We start from the raw sequence: 19,037 nt of genomic DNA on the forward strand, positions 1-19,037 counted from the left end.
CTGATGCTGCGTTCAGCGAGAGGTCCTCATTGTTCTCATAGAGAGCCACAGCATCGCGTCTGAACTGTTCGGAGTACCTGGACATAATGGTAGTTTACCTTTCTTCCCAGCCCGACTGAGCTGGATATCAGGTGTCCACCAAAAGGGGGTCAGGTCCCCCAGGTGCTATCTAAGCGCATCAACCAAAACGAAAAATCCCTGCGCGCACTGTTTTCAGCGTTCAGCGCACACGACCACAAGGTCCTTGTCGTCGTGGACCAGCCCAATAACATTGGTCGACTAACTGTCGCGGTTGCTCAAGAACTCGGGATCGACGTGCGCTACCTTCCCGGTTTGGCTATGCGTCAACTCTCGCGCATCCACGCTGGCAATGCCAAAACTGATATCCGGGACGCCTATATCATCGCCCACGCTGCAAAGAACCTTCCGGAATCCCTCCGCAGCGTCGACCGCGTCGAAGAAGCCTTCCTCCAGTTGAAGGTCCTCAACGGTATCGACGAAGATTTAGCGCGCTCCTACACCAGGCTCATCAATCAGATTCGAAGTGCACTAGTAGGCTGCTACCCGCAATTCGAACAGGCCCTTCGCGGTCAGATAATTCACCGCAAGTGGGTTCTGCACCTACTTGCACGCTACGGCGGACCGACCAAGATAAAACGCCTCGGAAAGGCCAAGGCAACTGCCTTCGCTCGACGCTATAAGGCACGCAATCCTGAACCTGTCCTCGATGCCATTTTCGCTGCCATCTCTGAGCAAACAGTTGCCATTGCTGGTGCACACTATGCCGAAATGGGCGTAGCAATGTCGGCGAAGGACGCGCTTTTAAAGCTCGAGCACCGCACACAAATCGAGCAGGAAGTCATCGAGCTCATCAACGACATCCCCCACACTCAAATCCTGCTATCCATGCCAGGAATCGGACCAAAGACGGCAGCACAAATTCTCATGACCGCGGGCGACATGACCGACTTCCCGACAGCTGGGCACCTAGCCTCTTACGCTGGCTTATCACCTCGGACAAACCAGTCCGGGACCTCGATCATGTCGAACTCACTGAACCGAGCTGGCAATAAAAAATTAAAGAACGCCCTATGGCAATCATCTTTTGCATCCATCAGATTCCATGAGCGTTCCCGGCAATTCTATGAACGAAAGCGCCGTGAAGGCAAGAGACACAACGCCGCAGTAGTAGCACTAGCCCGCAGACGGCTCAACGTCCTCTACGCCATGATGCGCAACCACAAGCACTACCACGATCCCGCACCATCACAGGAAGACCTAGCAGCCTAGACACTAAGAGTAAAGATAGCCGACCGGGTAAAATCCCAGTCGGCTAGCAGCCATGCCCGAAAACAACACGACCAAACAACCCCGCAGAGAGAATCCGCCCCCAATTTCTCCACCCGCTAGGTTGACAACCTATATAGGAACACCCCCCTATCCATGAGCGCTTGCCGACGCCACTTCCTTAAGCCCAGCCCGCCGGAACCAGGCCCACAATCGAGAGAACCGAATAAACGAAAGCCAAGAAATAAACCACGATGATGACGCCCTGAATCAGCGGATGCGCAAGAACGCCAACATTCCATCGCGTTTCCTTGTCGCCATGCTTGCGGGAAGCATGCAACAGCATCACGGGAATGATCGACATGATAGCGCCGGCAAATCCGCCCGCATAAGACAGCGCGGCAACAAAGCCGCCCAACCCTACAACGGAAATAACTAGCGGCGGCAGCACCGTCAGCGCAACACCAATCGCACGTTGGCGGTTACTTCCCTCCCAGTGCAGCATGTCCAAGATGTTGCGCATCGTGGTAAAACCAATTGCCAAGAAAGATGTCAGCATTGCAGCTAAAGCGAAGATATTCGCCAGATAATAGGCCACCGGCCCAAGCTTCTCACCCCACGCGATAGTCACGACTTCGGTCACATCCATACCAAGGAGGCCGAGCGCGGCGAAAGGCACGAGCGCCAAGGTAAAGCCGGTGATGACCATACCCACGACGATGGCGCGTGCGGTCTCATGCGGTTTTTCCGGATCCATTCCCTGCACCAGTTCCGGCACGACGTACTGCGCCACGAACGAGAAAACAGCCAGGTTCAAAATAGGAACGATGAAAAATGGGTGCAGCACCAACAGGTTCTCGGCCTCGATTCCAGGTCCCAGAATGGTCCAGCCGCACAGCACGGCAATGATGATGGCCATACCTGCGGTAATAGCGCCTTCTGTGGCACCGGTGGTGTGCAGGCCGCGGTACATAACCCAAGACCCAAAGCCGAAGAAGATCAACGTACCTGCCAGCGGCGGCAGGCCGAAAATATTATTGATGAGGTCGCCGGAGCCCGAGGCGTAGGCGATGAGCGCGCCGACGCCGTTGACGATAATCGCCACGAAGACCAGCCAACGGCCCCACTGCCCCAGATAGTGCTCCGCCAAACCGGAAACCTGCAGAGGCGCTTTTGTGCGCATCGCACTTTCCGCAACATAAAGCATAGAAATCGTGGTCAGGGTACCCGCAACGAGAAGCGCAATAACGAGCGCCATGAATCCGCCGTTTCGCGCGGCATAGGGAATGGAAAGAATGCCTGCACCAATGTTGGTGCCAAAAATAAGGGCAATGCCTTGGACGAAACTCAAGGCCGGCTTCGCAGCCTGCGAAGCAGCCCCTCCAGACTTTTCAACAACCGTCATATTTTCTCCCGAATCTAAAATAGAAATATAAGTAACTGCGCATGGAACAACTGCGCCCCTCGGCACCCTCTCCTTTTTCTGCAAAAAGTGAGGGCGCCGAGGGGCAATGCCTGTAAAAATCAGCTCGCTGAGGCTTGCCGGTTAGAGCTAAGGCTTAGCGATGTAGCGCACGGAGATGTACTCCTCGATGCCTTCGGCACCACCTTCGCGGCCGAAGCCGGATTCCTTGATGCCCCCGAATGGAGCGGCCGCGTCAGAGATAGCGGAGCGGTTGATGCCCACCATGCCTGCCTCCAGCGCGTGTGCCAGGTATTCCGCGGTGTGGAAGTTCTCGGTGAAGGCATAGGCTGCCAAACCGAACTCGGTGTCGTTGGCCTTCGCCACGCCCTCTTCCAAAGTGGAGAAGGTGGTCACGGTGGCTACCGGCCCGAAGATCTCCTGGCGCAGAATCTCGGCGTCGTCAGGCACGTTCGCCAGAACGGTCGCTGGATAAAAGAAGCCGGCGCCATCCGGGCGCTCGCCGCCGGTGGTGGCGGTGGCCCCCTGCTCAAGCGCGCGCTCGACCAACTGAGCCACTCCGTCGCGTTGCTTCGCACTAATCAGAGGGCCGAGGGTGGTGTCTTCTTCCAAACCATGGCCTGCCTGGATAGCAGCCATCTTCTCCGTCAGGCGCTGGGTGAACTCCTCAGCCACTGCCTCGTGCACGATGAAGCGGTTGGCCGCAATGCAGGCCTCACCGCCGTTGCGCATCTTCGCCTGCATTGCACAGTCAAGCACTAGGTCGAGGTTTGCGTCCTCGTGGACCAGGAACGGGGCATTGCCACCCAGCTCCATGGAGGTGCGTTGCAGATTATCGGCAGACTGGCGCACCAGAATCTTGCCCACGCCGGTCGAGCCGGTAAACGTCACCTTGCGCAGGCGCGGATCCGCCATGAGCTCGGAGGACAGCGCGCTCGACTGCGTGGTGGTCACGATGGAGAACACACCAGCCGGCACCTCGTGGCGAGCGAATACCTCTGCGATGACCTCACCCAACAGCAGCATGGTCAACGGGGTTTCCGCAGCGGGCTTAACCACGACCGGGCAGCCAGCGGCGAAGGCCGGGGCAATCTTGCGGGTGGCCATGGCCAGCGGGAAGTTCCACGGAGTGATTGCCAGCACTGGGCCCACCGGGGTGTGGGAGACGGTAATGGAGCCGTTGCCGGCCGGCGACTGCGAGTAGCGGCCCGGAATGCGAACTGCTTCCTCTGCGAACCAGCGCATGTACTCAGCACCATAGGCCACCTCGCCCAGCGCTTCCGCGTAAGGCTTTCCCATCTCCAAGGTCATCACGCGCGCGAAGTCTTCCTTGCGCTCAATAATGGCGTTGAAGATGTCAGTGAGGATGATAGAGCGCGTGCGCGGCGCAAAACCGGCCCACTCCTTTTGCGCGGCGTCGGCAAGCTCCAGCGCGCGCATCCAGTCAGCGGAGGTTCCATCTGCAACGTTGGCAATGACTTCTTCCGTTGCTGGGTCGAGGACCTCGAAAGTGGCGCCGCCGGTGGCTGCGACGTTCGTGCCCTCCAGCCAAAGGCCAATTGGCAGAGAACCCAACAGCTCAGAAACCTGCGAATAATCAAAGTTTGTCATTTGCTTCTACCCTTTTGGCTGCAGCCCAGACTTACTTGTACTCGTTGAACTGCTTGACCACTACTTGCAGGGCCTCGCGCCACAGATCCTCCGGGATGGCCAGGGAAGGCAGGAAGCGGATGACGTTGTGGTCAAGGCCGCAGGTGAGGATGAGGACGCCCTCTGCCTTTGCGGCATCTGCAATCTTGTGGACGAGCTCGGAGTCTGGCTCGCCATCAGCGGTGACGAACTCGAGTGCAAGCATGGCGCCACGGCCGCGGAACTCGGCGACGCGCTCGTCGCCCAGGATTGGCTCCAGCTCCTCGCGGGCAATCTTTTCCAGGTTCAGTGCGCGGGCACCAAAGTCCTTCTCCTCAAATTCCTTGAGAGTGGCCAGCGCTGCCGCACAGGAAACAGGGTTGCCGGTGTAGGTGCCGCCCAAGCCGCCTGGCTGCGGTGCATCCATGATCTCTGCGCGGCCGGTGACAGCGGAAAGCGGCATGCCGGAAGCAATCCCCTTGGCGATGGTGACCAGGTCGGGGACGATGCCCTCGTGGTCGGAAGCGAACCAGGTGCCGGTGCGCATCATGCCGGCCTGAATCTCGTCGACGATGAAGACAACGTCGTTGTCGTTGCACCACTTCTGGATAGCTGGCAGGTAACCCTCAGCTGGGACCACGAAGCCGCCCTCGCCCTGAATCGGCTCGACCACAACGCAGGCGAGGTTGGCTGCGCCGACTTCCTGCTCGATCATGGTGAGGGTCTTCTTGGCTGCTTCCTCACCACTGAGCTGGTCGCGCAGCGGGTAGGACATCGGCGCACGGTAGATTTCCGGCGCGAACGGGCCAAAGCCGTTCTTGTATGGGGACTGCTTTGCGGTCATGGCCATGGTGAGGTTGGTGCGGCCGTGGAAGGCACGGTCCATAACTACAACGCCGCGCTTGCCAGTGTAGTTGCGGGCAATCTTGACGGCGTTTTCCACTGCTTCCGCGCCGGAGTTAAACAGCGCGGTCTTCTTCGGGTGATCGCCCGGAGTCACCTCGTTGAGCTTTTCAGCGACCTCAACGTAGGACTCGTACGGGGAGATGGTGAAGGAGGTGTGAGTGAAGTGCGCGACGGCCTCCTGCACGGCCTTGACGACGGCCGGGTTAGAAGCGCCCGCGGAGGTAACAGCGATGCCGGAGGCCAAGTCGATGAAACGGTTGCCGTCAGCATCAGCGAGGATGCCGCCGTCAGCGTCGACGACGTAGCCCGGAAGCGAAGGCGCCATGCCGGCCGGGATGGCGTTCTTGCGGCGCTCATCCAATGCGGCGCTGGCTGGTCCGGGGACCTCCTGAGCGAGGTGGCGGGTCTGCTCGATGCGGTATTCAAGTTCCTGCATGATTCTCCTTCAATCGTCTTGCTTTGTGATGTGAATCATTGTGGATGCCACGACTAGTCACAGACCATGGACATCGCGTATATATTTAGGGCAAAAGACTATTCACTGTGTCTATCGACGAGTTACTGCAAGAAGGTCCCGGCAATGAGCGAGCTTCGCTTTCAATGGCTGTTTAACCAGCGCAAACTAAACCTGCGCCCGATTCTCGAAGGCCCGCGTGAGTTCACAACCATCCAAGCCAGCGAGTTGCGCGATCCCAGCGAGTTCACCACTCAGGGCGCCATCATCCTGACCTTGGGACTAGCCTTCGAACACTCGCCCAGCGACTTTTCCGCCTATGCGCGCACCCTGGCGGCAGCGGGCGTGGGTGCCATTGGCTTCGGCACTGGCCTGACCTTCTCCACGGTTCCGCAGGAGCTTATCGACGCCGCGGCGCGTCACCATCTAACGCTCTTTGAAGTCCCCCGCGCCACGCCTTTCATCTCGATTATCAATACGGTGACTACGGAGCAGACGCGCATCGAGAACAACCTCCAGTTCACCTTGCACCGTCAACAGGAGCGTTTGAATCAGGCGGCGTCGAATGGCACTAATGCGCTGCTGGAGCGGGCGTCGAAAGAACTCGGCGCTGCCGTGGCCGTGGCTTACGATTCAGGAAACGTCATCAATCGTCACGACTTAGGCGAGCTGTCCGCCGTCGAGTTCGCTATTGCCGCGGCAAGCCAAAGCTCGGGACGGACCTCAGGCGCGCGCTCGAGCATCACCAAAGACGGCACGACGATCGCCACCATCACCAACGTGTTTAATACCCACGGCCGACGGCGCATCGCGCTTGCGGTATCCCGCGAGCAAAAATTCGACTCTTACGATCGAGCATTGACCCGCCATCTCGCAGGCTTGGCGGAGATGCTGCTACAAAACCGCGATTCTTCGGCCCGCATCATCTTAGGCGCCCTCGCCCTTGCAACTCAGGTCTCCGGCACCACGTCTGCGCTTGGTGCCACGGCTTTAGACGCCGCTTTCAACTCTGTGGCCTCCCACGGCCGTCTCCACCTCTGCCTGGTGCAGGCCGACTCCCCCACGCGTCTTAGCCGCGCGTTGGGGTTGGTGCATCGTGCGGCAAACAAAGGCGGCTATGCCTGCTTCGTGCTGCCTTTGGAAGGCACGGCGTCGGAAAGCGCGCTCATTGCCCTGCCTCCCGAAACCATCAACGCGCAAGAGCTCTTCGGGCGCTACGCCAAAAACCTGCAGGTATCCGTACTCAAGGACACTCCGTGGGAGGAAATCAGCGCCGACCGCGTAACGGCCCTGAAGACCCACGCGCGCAGCCTGCCTCCTGGAACCATGGCGGAGTTTAGCTCCGACGCCCCCGCCTGGCTCGGTGAATCCGCAGTCCACGAGGCCTTGGGAAAGCGCCGCGCCGCGATCGTCGGAAAGCTTCAGCACCATGACGCCGCGCACAATACGGAGCTGCTACGCACCTTGCGCACCTACTTGCTTGCCGACGCCCAGCTCGCCGCCGCTGCCAGCGAGCTCAATGTGCACCGCCACACCGTGCGCGCCCGCATCGAAAAGGTCCAAGCCCTGTGTGGCATCGATCTTGCCAACCCCGTGATTCGGGCGGAGGCTCTGCTACTTTGCCTTAGTTCTTGAGTATTTTTCGTTCATCTTTAGTTGGCCAAGTTTTCACCCCACCGGTAGCGGGTTTTAACCTTCCCAGCCTAGCTTCTCCAAAGTGGTTATTAAACAATCGGAGCATAGTCCCGATACAGCTGCTTTACGCAAGAAAGCAGAGGGGAAAAAGCGCCAAGAGTGGTGGCTCGCGCTAGCACTCTTAGCCCCCAACCTCATTTTGTTGGGAATCTTTACCTATCGCCCACTCATCGACAATATCCGGCTTTCCTTTTTTAACTGGAATATCTCGAGCCCAACGTCGACATTCGTAGGTTTTCAGAACTACGTTGAGTGGTTCACGCGCGACGATACGAAGACCATCATCGCGAATACCCTCATCTTTACTTTCTTTGCCGTAATCGGCTCCCTGGTATTGGGACTCGCGCTAGCTCTCTTGCTCAATCAAAACTTGAAGGGCCGCAATTTCACCCGATCGGTGGTCTTCGCACCTTTCGCGATTTCCGGAGCTGCCATCGGCATTGCTTTCCAGTTCATCTTCGATCCCAACTTCGGGCTTATTCAAGAGATGCTCAGTTGGGTAGGCGTTGAAAGTCCTAACTTCTATGCCATACCCGGCTGGGCGCTATTCATGGTGACTTTCACTTTCGTGTGGAAGAACCTGGGCTATACCTTCGTCATTTATTTGGCTGCTCTACAAGGCCTTTCGAAGGACTTGGACGAGGCCGCGGCTATCGACGGTGCGTCCACTTGGACGCGTTTCCGCCGCGTAACGCTGCCACAGCTTCGCCCCACTACATTCTTTCTTTCGATCACGGTGACGCTGAACTCTGTACAGGTCTTCGACATCATCAACGTAATGACCCGCGGCGGCCCACAGGGTAACGGCACTACCACTCTTGTGTTCCAGATTTATCAAGAGACCTTCGTGAACTTCCGCGCTGGCTACGGTGCTACCGCCGCCACAATCATGTTCTTGATCTTGCTGATCATCACCTTGATCCAGGTACGCATCATGGACAAGCAAAACCACTAATGGGAGCGAAGCCTTAATGGATAACACCCTTAAAAAAGTTTTTGGATACATCGGCATCGTCGCCGTCCTCCTGCTGGTTGGCCTACCGCTGTTTTGGATTTTGATGACCTCCTTCAAAGCCAAAGGCGACATCTACACAGATCCAGTAAATTGGCTTCCCCCCAGCTGGGAAACCGCGAACTACAAAGACGCAACCACCCGCGTTCCTTTCTGGACGTACCTGCGCAACTCGGTGCTCATCACAGCTGCACTGTCAGTGCTGAAGATCGTGCTTGGCGTGATTTCTGCGTATGCGCTGGCAATCCTGCGTTTTCCGGGACGCAACATCATCTTCCTAGTAGTCATTTCAGCGCTGATGGTACCTTCCGAAATCACCGTCATTTCCAATTACGCACTGGTCAATGCGCTGGGCTGGCGAAATACCTTCGCAGGCATCATCGTGCCTTTGGCTGGCGTCGCATTCGGCACCTTCCTGATGCGCAATCACTTCTTATCGCTGCCCTTTGAACTGGTTGAGGCCGCAAGAATGGACGGCGCTGGACCTATTCGCCTGCTGACAAAGGTCTTGCTTCCGATCTCTTGGCCAACGTTGACAGCCTTCGCAGTGATCACCATCGTCAACGAATGGAACCAATACCTGTGGCCATTCTTGATGTCCGATACTGCCGATGTCGCACCGCTTCAGGTGGGTCTAACCATGCTGCAAAACAACGACGGCGTCACCAACTGGGGTCCAGTTATGGCCGCCACCATCCTCACCATCATTCCGATTCTCATCATCTTCCTGGCCCTTCAGAAATACATGATCAAGGGCCTTACCACTGGTGCCGTCAAGGGATAGCCGCAGATGGCTACCTCAACCACGCTCGCCGTTTAGTCTTTCTATTTCTACAAGGAGTTAATTCATGGACCGCCGTTCATTCCTCTCTGTTCTTGCACTGAGCACCGCCTCGGTTTCTCTTTCTGCCTGCGCAGGCACTTCCTCCACTGACCCACAAGCTAAGAAGAATTCCTCTGGTTCCGGGGAAGTCACCGAGCTGACCTGGTGGTCCAACCACCCGGGTTCCTCGAAGGACATCGAAACCGAGATCATCTCCCGCTTCGAAAAAGAAAACCCGGACATCAAAATCAACCTGATTGATGCCGGCAAGAACTACGAGGAAGCAGCCCAAAAGTTTAACGCGGCACTGACCGGCAGCGACCTTCCCGACATCGTGGTTCTCTCCGATGTCTGGTGGTACAACTTCGCTATCAACGGTCAGATCGCGAACGTCGACGAGCTCGCCAAGGAAGCAAACGTCGACCTTTCCTCCTACGTGCAGCCACTGTATGAGGACTACGCCTACGACGGCGGCCACTTTGCACTGCCATTTGCCCGCTCTACTCCGCTCTTCTACTACAACAAGGACGCATGGAAGAAGGCTGGTCTACCTGACCGCGGACCAAAGTCTTGGGACGAGATGGATAAGTGGGCTACAAAGCTCGCGGATGCAAACCCCGATATGCAAGCCTTTGGCTGGGGCGATGCTGTTGACTACCTGGGTTGGATCTTCCAGGGGCCGCTGTGGTCCAAGGGCGGCGCATACTCCGATGAATGGGAGCTCAAGTTTACTGATCCCAAGACCATCGAAGCCGTCGAGTGGCTGAAGAAGGTCACCGATGAAAAAGAAGGCTACTCCTACGTGGGCAACGATATGGCGATGGAATTTTCCACCGGCCGCGCCGCTGCCACGGTGCTTTCCACCGGTGACCTCAGCGGCATCACCGAAAACGCCAAGTTCGACTTGGGCACCGCGTTCCTGCCTAATCCAAACGGCGATGGTGCTTGCCCAACCGGCGGAGCTGGTCTGGCTATCCCAGCCGGCATCGACAAGAATCGCCAAATCGCAGCGATCAAGTTCATCGACTTTGTAACCAATGACCAAAACACTGCCTACTGGTCGCAGAACGTCGGTTACATGCCCGTGCGCAAGACTGCAATGGAACTGGATGAGCAAAAGAAGTTCATGGAAGAAAACCCGAACTTCAAGACTGCTATTGAACAGCTACCGGATACCCGTCCACAGGATTACGCACGTGTATTCCTCCCCGGCGCAGATCAGGAAATCGGCGGTGCCTTCGAGAAGATCGTTACCAACCGCGATGACGTCAAGAAGACCCTAACCGATCTGGAAAAGACGCTGCAGTCTATCTACGACAACCAGGTCAAGCCGGTCATCAAGAAGTAATTCATCTCGCCGCCCCGTCTTCGTACCTGAACTGAGAGGAAACCATGGCAACTGTCACTTTTGATGGTGTCTCGCGGATTTATTCCAAGGACGCCGAACGCCCCGCTGTCGATTCGCTCAACCTCGACATCGCCGACGGCGAGTTCCTTGTGCTCGTCGGACCGTCTGGTTGCGGAAAATCAACGAGTCTTCGCATGCTCGCTGGATTGGAGCCAACCGATTCCGGCTCCATCCGCATCGACGGCAAGGACGTCACGGGCGTTAGCCCATCCGATCGTGATGTTGCCATGGTCTTCCAGAACTACGCCCTCTACCCCAACATGACCGTTGCGCAGAACATGAGCTTCGCCTTGGAAAACCGGAAGATGGGCAAAGCCCTCATCAAGGAGCGTGTTCAGGAAGCGGCGAAGATCCTGCAGATGGAAGACCTACTCGACCGCAAACCTGCAAACTTGTCGGGCGGCCAACGCCAACGCGTAGCGATGGGGCGCGCTATTGTGCGCGAACCGGCGGTGTTCTGCATGGACGAACCACTGTCTAACCTCGATGCCAAGCTGCGCGTATCTACCCGTGCGCAGATTTCCGAATTACAGCGACGCCTCGGTACCACGACGGTTTATGTCACCCACGACCAGACAGAGGCTATGACCATGGGCGACCGCGTGGCGGTACTAAATGCGGGTGTTCTGCAACAAGTTGCACCAACTCGGGAAATTTATGACCACCCCGCTAATACCTTCGTCGCGGGATTCATCGGATCGCCTGCAATGAACCTCTATGACATCGACGCTTCCGTTCTGCGCCGCTGGGGTTTCGAGCAAGCGCCAGAAGGTCCACTTACGGTGGGCATTCGCCCTGAAGATTGGAAGCGGAGTTCTGAAGGCGAAGGCGGCGTAAAGTTTGTCATTCACCATGTTGAGGAACTTGGCCACGAGTCTTACCTCTACGGCGATCTCACTGGCGAGGACGGCACGGTGTTTAGCTCCACTACTCGTCTGGGTGGCAATACCGGTGTGCTCGTGGAACCGCGCAGCCATCAAAGCATCGGCGAAACCATCTGGCTGAAGCCAAATACCTCGAACGTGCATATCTTCGACCGCGAAAGCGGTAACCGCATCAACTAACGGGCAGGGACTAGAGACAAACAGCAAGCGTCCATAAACCGCCAGTGAATGCACAGGCAGTCCCAGCGACCTAACAGCCACACATCATTGCTGTGCCAGCCGCATGTCTCATACTTTTGTTGTGCGTTTGAGAGAGCGCATGAGAGAGATAGAGAGAACCCCTCAGCTTCCGGAGGGCAGCCTTGGCTGATAATCGGAGGCGTTTAGAGAGAGACAGCGATAGCGCCCAGAGCCTTTTCGAAGACCTGGGCGCTTTCGTTGTGCAAAATATAGCGATATACAAACCTACTATCTTTTGCACAGCGTTCTTGTGCCGGTTTCTGGGGTTTGAGAGCTCATAATTTGCGTGTGTGTTTGAGAGAACGCGCAAAGAGGGAGATATAGAACAGTGCGGTACCAGCTTCCTCGAGGCAAGGCTTTCGAGATGACTAAGGAATTGCTCCGTCCTCTTTCCGTAACTGCAATCGTCGCTCTGTCCTTAAACAGCACGGTCGTGCCTACTGCCCAAGGGTTTAGCTCCGGGTCATCGTTTGGGGGTTCCTACCTCGGTGGCTTTGGAAAGAGCGAGTGGGTCAGCCCAGTGGGAATGATCGCCCGCGTAGAAAACGGCGAAATCGTGATGGACCGTCCGCTCAACGAGGGCGATGACGTCGAACAACTCGTAAAATACGGGCACGCTGACAACCTCACGCTGCTGCCAAGCGACATCGGCAGCTGGGGCGAAAGCTACTTCCCGATTCTGGATCAGAAGGTTCTCGCTGGCAAGATGTCGCTGCGCTTTATCCGGGGCTGCTGGGTTCTTAGAGTATGTTCAACGCGCAGACCGCCTCAATTGAGGTTCGCGTATCCCGCGAAATTACTGCCGATTGGAATGCTATAAAACCGGCAACCGTTGTAATCGCGGGCCGTGGCGGCTGGCAAGCGCGCAGGTAACGCCGCTGGACAAGTAACTCGAGCCAGGTGTTTTAGGTCAGCGCGCCCTCAACCAGGCGCGCTGCCACGTGGGTAAATACATCAAGACCTGCAACGCAGTCTTCATCCTTGGTGTATTCCGCCTCATTGTGGGAGACGCCGTCAACGCTTGGGATAAAGAGCATGACGGTCGGTACGTGCTCCTTCATATTCGTCGAGTCGTGCCCAGCCACGGTGAAGATCTCCTGGTGAGAATAGCCCAGCTCTTCAACCACTTCACGCGCAAGTTCCACACCGGCCTCTGGATACGGGTTGAGCGCCCACTCATGGGTAGTGTTCAGCTCAACACGGGTACGGGACTCTTCTTCCGCTGCCGCAATAATCTCCCGAACGCGCTTCTGCGCGGTCTCCAGCGTCTCGCTATTCGGCGAGCGTAGGTCGATATTGAAGCGCACCTCACGGGCAATGGTCACCGGCGAGTTTGGCTCCAAGGTCAGCTGGGACACAGATGCCTGAAGCTCAAACTCTGGAAACTCTCGCGTTAAACGCTGTACTTCGGCAATGATGAGAGAAGCGCCAAACAGCGCATCACGACGATCCACCATCATGGTGGAACCGGTATGTCCCTGCTCACCGTGCACTACCGCCTGGAACTTCTTCGCGCCCCAGGTCGCGGTCACCAGGCCGATGGTGTTGCCAGCAGCCTCCAAACCCTTGCCCTGTTCAACATGGATTTCGCCATAGGAAACCACCTTCGGGGCCTGCTCGACCGGGGTCCATTTCGCTTCCTCAAAAGCCTCTGCCACGGTGGTTCCTGCAAGGTCCGTCGATTCCAGCGCCTTTTCCAACGGCATAACTCCGGTGAACACGGAGCTGCCCATCATGGACGGAGAAAAACGCGAGCCTTCCTCGTTGAACCAGTTGATTACGGCCAGGTTATAACGCGGCGAAATCTTCCCCTCTTCCGCATGGCGGGCCACCCGGTTTGCCGCATGCGCTGCCGCCAGCACGCCGTATGCACCGTCATAGCGCCCGGCCAAAGGCTGTGAATCGAGGTGCGAACCCAGGCCTACAAAAGGCGCGTCCGGAACGAACTCGAAGAGACCGTACTGATTGCCAATCTCGTCGTAGTGCACGCGCGCACCCATCGACTCCAGCACCTGCGCAAACCACGCACGATTAACGCGGTCGCCTTCGCTCGCAGCCTGCCTTTCGACGCCACCTCCCGCAGTCGCGCCGTTCGCCGACATCTCACGAAAGTCCGCCAGGTACTGTTCATCAGTTGTTGCTCGCATTATGTATTCCTTTCCGAGTTAATTCGCAATGTGTATTAGATTTTTTGGGTTTTAGAAGCTTCCGTAGCGAAGTTCGCCACCGACCACAGTCGCCAGAATTTCTATCTCAGATAGCGCTTCCACTTGTGTTTCCAGTGGGTTCGAGCCCAACAGAACGAAATCCGCGAGCTGCCCGGGCTTTATTTGTCCCTTTCGGCCTGCCCAGCCTGTAGCTGCCGCTGAACCCGCGGTATACGCGTAAAGAGCTTCAGATACGGTGATCTTGTCTGCAGGCCCATATTCATTGCCCGCAGCAGTAGTTCTTTGCGCGAAAGCTTGCATGACTTCGAGTGGGATACCACGCGTCACCGGTTGATCTGAACTACCAGGCAGAGTCATTCCGGCATCAAGGAGACGCTTAGCTGGATAAGACAGCTCTACACGCTTGGCACCGAGTTTCTGCGCCATTGCATCACCGAATTCTTTAATGAAATACGGCTGTGGGACCAGAACTACAGGCAGCTTCGCCAAGCGATCAATCTGTTCTGCTCTAACAACGCCTCCATGTTCGATTCGGTGCGGAATCTTGGGTGCGCCGTGCACACGAATGGCTTCTTCGAGCGTTTCAATCGCGAAGTCAACCGCAGCATCACCGATTGCGTGTAAAGCGAGTGACCATCCGGCGCCCGCTGCCATTAAGGCATTACGCTTGATTAGCTCCGGGTCGCCTTGAAAATAGCCTGAATGCTGGCAGCACTCATAATTCTCCGTCATCGCAGCCGTAGTCCCAAGCAGGGAGCCGTCCGTAAAAATCTTGGTGGGGCCAATTTGCAACCATTCGTTACCGAGCCCGCTTCGGATGCCGGCGTCGATACCCCAACCTATGCCATCAGTTTGATGCCCATCGAGTTCGTGGAGAACATCCATGGTCACCATTACCTGCGTACGGACTTGTAAATCAGCAGCTTGGTAAGCCGCAATCTCGCGAGGGCTATGTCCAATCCATCCGCCCGCTACACCAGCATCAGTAACTGACGTAATTCCTCGTTCGAGGTAAACTTGGTGCGCTCGTTCCAATGCACTTGAAATCTCAGTTTGAGATTCAGGCAAAAGCACCTGCTGAATCGGGCGCATCGCATTTTCGTCCAGCAAACCAGTACATCGACCAGCTGAATCGCGAACGAATTCTCCGCCTTCTACTGTCGGCGGCGCCGCAGGATCAATTCCCGCTAATTCGAGTGCACGAGTATTAACGGTATAAGCATGGCCAGAGTTGTGTTTGATAAGAAGCGGACGTCCAGCGGCCGCGCGATCCAACTCGCTAAGTTCAAGGGTCTGTCCACCCAAGCTAGATGCGACGAAGCCCGAAGCAATAATCCATTCGCCAGAAGGCTCAGCGGAGGCAACTGCATCATATACATCTTGCGCGCTAACAACCTTGGACAAATCAACTTCCATGAGCGTTTGCCCGAACCACACGGAGTGCGAATGCACATCGTTAAACCCTGGGGTAAGGACTTTTCCTTGTGCATCCCAACGTTCACCCGGAAGAGCTAACGCAGCATCATCAAGGGCAAGTATCTTCCCATTCGCGAAGGCAATCGCATGCGCTTCAGGGTAAGACGGATCCTGAGTCAGTACATGAGCATCGTAGATGATAGTGATTTGATTCTGATTCATTCACTCCTCCTTACTTATGCTGCAAGTCACACTAAGCGAAGAAGGGCAGCTGCACAGTCATTTCCCACAAATTGAGTCATTTTCCCACCCTTTAGCCAGTAGTGTTGTGCATATGCACGATGGCGATTGGGAAAGAATCCTCAAAGAAGTTCAGTCAGACATCCCAGGATTGGTCGATGACTTCATTGCTGATTTCAGCAGTCTTGGCAGCTATGGCAACTCCCCTGTCAGTGAGAAAGAACTTCGCCGCACTGCTTTTGAGGTGCTCACCATGCTGATGGAGGCCATCGCAGGCACACTGGACGACACGACTTTTCGCCAGCATGCAGACGCCTTAGGACGCAGACGCGCGCAGCAAGGCGTCCCCATCAGCACGCTCATAGATGCAGTTCAACTGGATTTTCTGGTGATTTGGAACCGCATCCGTCAAGCCGCCGGAGGAAACCAAGAAGTACTTATCTCTCACGTGGACCAACTGCACAATGCGGTCGCAAAATACAATTTCTTCGTTCGCGATGGCTTCCGGAGAGAAAATGCCCGTATTGCGCAAGATTTACGCCTAGCCAACGCCCGCCATCTCGACAAATTATTCTCCTCCGCCTCCATTGACACCATCACAATCAAGGAAATAGCCCAAGCAATAGGCTGCGACGCACATAGCAATTTCAAAGTCGTCGTTTTCCACGCAAACAGCGCCTTGAAAGCTCGAGACGCACTCGAACTTGCAACAGCGGAAGGAAAGATCTTCGGCTATCCGCACAATGGTTTATTCACCGCTTTCTGGCCCATAAGCGCCGAGAATCAGCCGAACATTCCAGCATTACCCAGCGCTGTTTTCAGTAAGGTCGAAGGGCTTGCAAATGTCCGCGATGCAGTACTAGCTAGCCCCAAACTCTTTGAGGCTTCACGCACGCCCACACAGCCGACCCCAGCCCATGAACTATCTTGGGCAATTGCAGGAAGCGCACTCGCATCTTTTCCCGGTTCGAAGCAAAACGAGCTAAGCGCCGATATTACGAAGTTACGCAATTCCAACTCCCCGGCCCTAGAAACTGTAGAAGCTTATCTTCGCACCGGCTCAATCAAACAAACAGCAGCCATCAGCTACTGCCACCGCAACACTGTCATCAATCGGCTCAGCCAATTCGCAGATGCAACAGGCTACGACGTCACGCGTCCTTACGACGCTGCCGCAGTCATTCTCGCGCTCAACTATAAACCGGTAACCACTTTCTAATCCTCTTCCCCCGCCTCTCGATCCACACGGCAAACACGCCCTTCAAGCCATGGGCTGTGCAATTGCACAGCCCATGTTCAATCCGCAGGAAAAAATCCCAACTTTTATATTTTTCATCCCGCTACAATTTCTCCACCGTTATTGTGTTATCCACACCACACCTTAACGACAGGAGGGAATATCTTGACTGGCCCGACCGCTCCCCTAGACACTCAGTCTTCAACCCCCGAGCAAGTCGAAGTCAACTCCAAAGACGTATTCAAAATTGCTAGCTCAGCATTCATTGGTACCGCGCTTGAGTGGTATGACTTCTTCCTGTTCGGCACCGCCTCAGCATTGGTCTTCAATGACCTCTTCTTCTCCGACGCCAGCGAAACCACAGCAACTCTCGCGTCTTTCGCGACGCTAGGCGTTGGCTTCCTTGCTCGACCTTTTGGCGCAGTTTTATTCGGCCAGATCGGCGACAGGATGGGACGTCGCCCAGCACTTCTCATCTCGATTGTCGCTATCGGCGTAGCAACGGGCTTAATCGGCCTATTACCTAATTACAATTCAATCGGCATTTGGGCTCCGATTGCGCTAACCGTTCTACGTCTTGTACAGGGAATTGCAGTTGGTGGCGAGTGGGGCGGCGCCACCACGATGGCAATTGAACACGCACCTGCAGAAAAGCGAGGGCGCTACGCCGCATTCGTCCAAATTGGCTCGCCCGCTGGCACGCTCCTTTCTTCTGGCGTCTTCTCCCTCATCCTCATGCTGCCTGATGACGCAGTTTCAAGCTGGGGTTGGCGCATTCCTTTCTTGATCGCGTTCCCATTCCTCGCAATTGCGCTTTATATCCGCACAAAAGTAGAGGAATCTCCGGTCTATCAAGCCTTGGAGAAGGAAGCAGAAGAAGATGAAGCGAAACACAAAGGATCCCTCAAAGAACTATTTACCGAGCACTTCGGGCAAATAGTTCTTGCCGCTGCAGCAGCCCTGCTCGGAATCGGCGGGTTCTTCGTATTGACCACCTACACCATCAGTTACGCCACAATCACCTTGAACTTCGAGCGCCAAACGGTAGTCAATGCGACGCTCGCTGCCGCTGTTTGCCAGATCTTCATCAACCTTTACTTTGGCCGGCTCGGCGAGAAGATCGGGCCAGGCAAAGTAATGGGCTGGGGAGGTATTGCAACTGCTGTCATGGCCTATCCCATCTGGGCAATGATCGACTCTGGAAACGCAGCCTTGTTAACTGTGGCTGTCTGTCTCGGCCTCTCGTTAGTAACGAGCACCTACTCTGTCTCCGGCGTTCTTTTGTCCGAAATCTTCCCAGCGAACGTCCGCTATTCCGGCGTCGCTATCGCTGCAAACATCGCTGGAGCAATTTCCGGACTCCTGCCGTTTATCGCGACTGCAATGAACGCTTCAAACGAGACGCCAAGCTCGATTCCTGGAGTTATCATCCTCGTGGCAATCTCCCTGATTACAGCGTTGGGCTCATTCTGGGCTGAGCGTCACCGTCGTACCGATGACGTGGTCGTTAAAGACTAATATCGAGCTCCGTGAGCTCTGAACTAACTTCTTCCACCCTCGGCACCCGCGCCCGGCGCGTGGTGGCGGGGGTTGCCACATTGAACCTGTTTGGCTTCATCGTTGAAGTGGCCATGGCCTGGCACATCGGCTCGGCTTCACTGCTTGCCGACGCCGCGGATTTCCTTGAAGACTTCCTCATCAACGCACTCGTCTTGGCGGCGCTTGGATGGTCGGTAGCGGGGCGTCGGAAAGCAAGTTACGGGCTTGCGGGACTTATCCTCATTCCGGCAATCGCGGCCTTTGCCACTGCAATCTGGAAGATGATTAGCGGCACTCCGCCAGAAGCCTTCCTGCTTTCCGGTACCGCGGTATTTGCTATGCTCATCAACCTACTTTGCGCGGTATTGCTGCTTAGTCTGCGCAAGCATGGAAGCGCGCTGACCAAGGGTGCTTGGCTGGCGGCCCGTAATGACGTAGCGGCCAATCTTCTTATCCTACTGGCTGGCGTTATCACCATCTGGTGGTTTAGCCCATGGCCGGACATCGCTGTCGGCATTGTAGTAGGAGTTATCAACTTGAGCGCTGCGAAGGAAGTTCTAGAAGCCGCCCAGGCAGAAGACCCGGAACTAGAGCTAGAGGAATAATCCCCATTTTCCGAGGGTCCTTGGGACTTTTACTCCATACTCCTTATCAGAATCGCTGACCTCGATAAGGA

The 19,037-nt window shown here is 56.1% G+C and carries 14 protein-coding genes and 1 pseudogene; 10 read left to right on the forward strand and 5 right to left on the reverse strand.

Features of this window, described 5'->3' with window-relative positions; all coding sequences use genetic code 11:
- Positions 1–159 precede the first annotated feature (159 nt).
- Positions 160–1,290 (forward strand): annotated as a pseudogene (locus tag HMPREF3158_RS05135) (IS110 family transposase); the annotation flags it as partial.
- A 178-nt stretch (positions 1,291–1,468) separates the two neighbouring features.
- On the opposite strand, the gene HMPREF3158_RS05140 reads toward HMPREF3158_RS05135, so the two are convergent.
- From HMPREF3158_RS05140 to gabT, 3 genes are all read right to left on the reverse strand, one after another.
- The gene (locus tag HMPREF3158_RS05140; RefSeq protein ID WP_070497575.1) at positions 1,469–2,692 is read right to left on the reverse strand and encodes an aromatic amino acid transport family protein; all 1,224 of its coding nucleotides are present in this window, start codon (positions 2,690–2,692) and stop codon (positions 1,469–1,471) included.
- A 147-nt stretch (positions 2,693–2,839) separates the two neighbouring features.
- Complete coding sequence (locus HMPREF3158_RS05145; protein WP_070497577.1) at positions 2,840–4,321, reverse strand: NAD-dependent succinate-semialdehyde dehydrogenase; 1,482 nt, start codon at positions 4,319–4,321, stop codon at positions 2,840–2,842.
- A 31-nt stretch (positions 4,322–4,352) separates the two neighbouring features.
- Positions 4,353–5,681 (reverse strand): 4-aminobutyrate--2-oxoglutarate transaminase, encoded by a 1,329-nt coding sequence (gabT, locus tag HMPREF3158_RS05150; RefSeq protein WP_062035700.1) that lies wholly within the window; start codon positions 5,679–5,681, stop codon positions 4,353–4,355.
- A gap of 144 nt (positions 5,682–5,825) precedes the next feature.
- On the opposite strand from gabT, the gene HMPREF3158_RS05155 reads away from it, so the two are divergent.
- From HMPREF3158_RS05155 to HMPREF3158_RS05180, 6 genes are all read left to right on the forward strand, one after another.
- Entirely contained in the window at positions 5,826–7,334 is a 1,509-nt protein-coding gene (locus HMPREF3158_RS05155) for a PucR family transcriptional regulator (RefSeq protein WP_070497579.1), read from the forward strand.
- An 82-nt stretch (positions 7,335–7,416) separates the two neighbouring features.
- The gene (locus HMPREF3158_RS05160; RefSeq protein WP_371326196.1) at positions 7,417–8,349 is read left to right on the forward strand and encodes a carbohydrate ABC transporter permease; all 933 of its coding nucleotides are present in this window, start codon (positions 7,417–7,419) and stop codon (positions 8,347–8,349) included.
- A gap of 16 nt (positions 8,350–8,365) precedes the next feature.
- Entirely contained in the window at positions 8,366–9,190 is an 825-nt protein-coding gene (locus tag HMPREF3158_RS05165) for a carbohydrate ABC transporter permease (protein WP_062035702.1), read from the forward strand.
- Between the two features lie 64 nt (positions 9,191–9,254).
- The gene (locus HMPREF3158_RS05170; RefSeq protein WP_061920919.1) at positions 9,255–10,577 is read left to right on the forward strand and encodes an ABC transporter substrate-binding protein; all 1,323 of its coding nucleotides are present in this window, start codon (positions 9,255–9,257) and stop codon (positions 10,575–10,577) included.
- 44 nt (positions 10,578–10,621) lie between these two features.
- Positions 10,622–11,701, forward strand: coding sequence for an ABC transporter ATP-binding protein (locus tag HMPREF3158_RS05175; protein ID WP_062035704.1), 1,080 nt, complete (start codon positions 10,622–10,624; stop codon positions 11,699–11,701).
- 424 nt (positions 11,702–12,125) lie between these two features.
- Complete coding sequence (locus tag HMPREF3158_RS05180; protein WP_141741002.1) at positions 12,126–12,581, forward strand: hypothetical protein; 456 nt, start codon at positions 12,126–12,128, stop codon at positions 12,579–12,581.
- Positions 12,582–12,666: 85 nt separating this feature from the next.
- Here the strand turns inward: HMPREF3158_RS05180 and HMPREF3158_RS05185 are convergent, their stop codons facing one another.
- Together HMPREF3158_RS05185 and HMPREF3158_RS05190 are read right to left on the reverse strand one after the other, a co-directional pair.
- Positions 12,667–13,908 carry a M20 family metallo-hydrolase gene (locus HMPREF3158_RS05185; protein WP_070432403.1) on the reverse strand — a complete coding sequence of 414 codons (1,242 nt, stop codon included), beginning with the start codon at positions 13,906–13,908 and terminating at the stop codon, positions 12,667–12,669.
- Between the two features lie 51 nt (positions 13,909–13,959).
- The gene (locus HMPREF3158_RS05190; RefSeq protein WP_070455522.1) at positions 13,960–15,567 is read right to left on the reverse strand and encodes an amidohydrolase; all 1,608 of its coding nucleotides are present in this window, start codon (positions 15,565–15,567) and stop codon (positions 13,960–13,962) included.
- Positions 15,568–15,679: 112 nt separating this feature from the next.
- Between HMPREF3158_RS05190 and HMPREF3158_RS05195 the strand changes: the two genes are divergently transcribed.
- From HMPREF3158_RS05195 to HMPREF3158_RS05205, 3 genes are all read left to right on the forward strand, one after another.
- On the forward strand, positions 15,680–16,804 hold the full coding sequence (locus tag HMPREF3158_RS05195) for a helix-turn-helix domain-containing protein (protein ID WP_070497582.1): 1,125 nt from the start codon (positions 15,680–15,682) through the stop codon (positions 16,802–16,804).
- 183 nt (positions 16,805–16,987) lie between these two features.
- Positions 16,988–18,340: an MFS transporter gene (locus tag HMPREF3158_RS05200; RefSeq protein ID WP_070455526.1), complete on the forward strand. Its 1,353-nt coding sequence runs from the start codon at positions 16,988–16,990 to the stop codon at positions 18,338–18,340.
- Positions 18,341–18,351: 11 nt separating this feature from the next.
- Complete coding sequence (locus tag HMPREF3158_RS05205) at positions 18,352–18,966, forward strand: cation efflux transmembrane domain-containing protein (RefSeq protein ID WP_062035708.1); 615 nt, start codon at positions 18,352–18,354, stop codon at positions 18,964–18,966.
- Positions 18,967–19,037 lie beyond the last annotated feature (71 nt).

The organism is Corynebacterium sp. HMSC06G04, assembly GCF_001807365.1.
Lineage (GTDB): Bacteria > Actinomycetota > Actinomycetes > Mycobacteriales > Mycobacteriaceae > Corynebacterium > Corynebacterium simulans.

Excerpts from the sequence above, each read along its gene's own strand:
- HMPREF3158_RS05165 (WP_062035702.1), top strand. The coding sequence starts at position 8,366 with ATGGATAACACCCTTAAAAAAGTTTTTGGATACATCGGCATCGTCGCC.
- HMPREF3158_RS05145 (WP_070497577.1), bottom strand. The coding sequence starts at position 4,321 with ATGACAAACTTTGATTATTCGCAGGTTTCTGAGCTGTTGGGTTCTCTG.
- HMPREF3158_RS05155 (WP_070497579.1), top strand. The coding sequence starts at position 5,826 with ATGAGCGAGCTTCGCTTTCAATGGCTGTTTAACCAGCGCAAACTAAAC.
- gabT (WP_062035700.1), bottom strand. The coding sequence starts at position 5,681 with ATGCAGGAACTTGAATACCGCATCGAGCAGACCCGCCACCTCGCTCAG.
- HMPREF3158_RS05140 (WP_070497575.1), bottom strand. The coding sequence starts at position 2,692 with ATGACGGTTGTTGAAAAGTCTGGAGGGGCTGCTTCGCAGGCTGCGAAG.
- HMPREF3158_RS05180 (WP_141741002.1), top strand. The coding sequence starts at position 12,126 with ATGACTAAGGAATTGCTCCGTCCTCTTTCCGTAACTGCAATCGTCGCT.
- HMPREF3158_RS05175 (WP_062035704.1), top strand. The coding sequence starts at position 10,622 with ATGGCAACTGTCACTTTTGATGGTGTCTCGCGGATTTATTCCAAGGAC.
- HMPREF3158_RS05190 (WP_070455522.1), bottom strand. The coding sequence starts at position 15,567 with ATGAATCAGAATCAAATCACTATCATCTACGATGCTCATGTACTGACT.
- HMPREF3158_RS05185 (WP_070432403.1), bottom strand. The coding sequence starts at position 13,908 with ATGCGAGCAACAACTGATGAACAGTACCTGGCGGACTTTCGTGAGATG.
- HMPREF3158_RS05195 (WP_070497582.1), top strand. The coding sequence starts at position 15,680 with ATGCACGATGGCGATTGGGAAAGAATCCTCAAAGAAGTTCAGTCAGAC.
- HMPREF3158_RS05170 (WP_061920919.1), top strand. The coding sequence starts at position 9,255 with ATGGACCGCCGTTCATTCCTCTCTGTTCTTGCACTGAGCACCGCCTCG.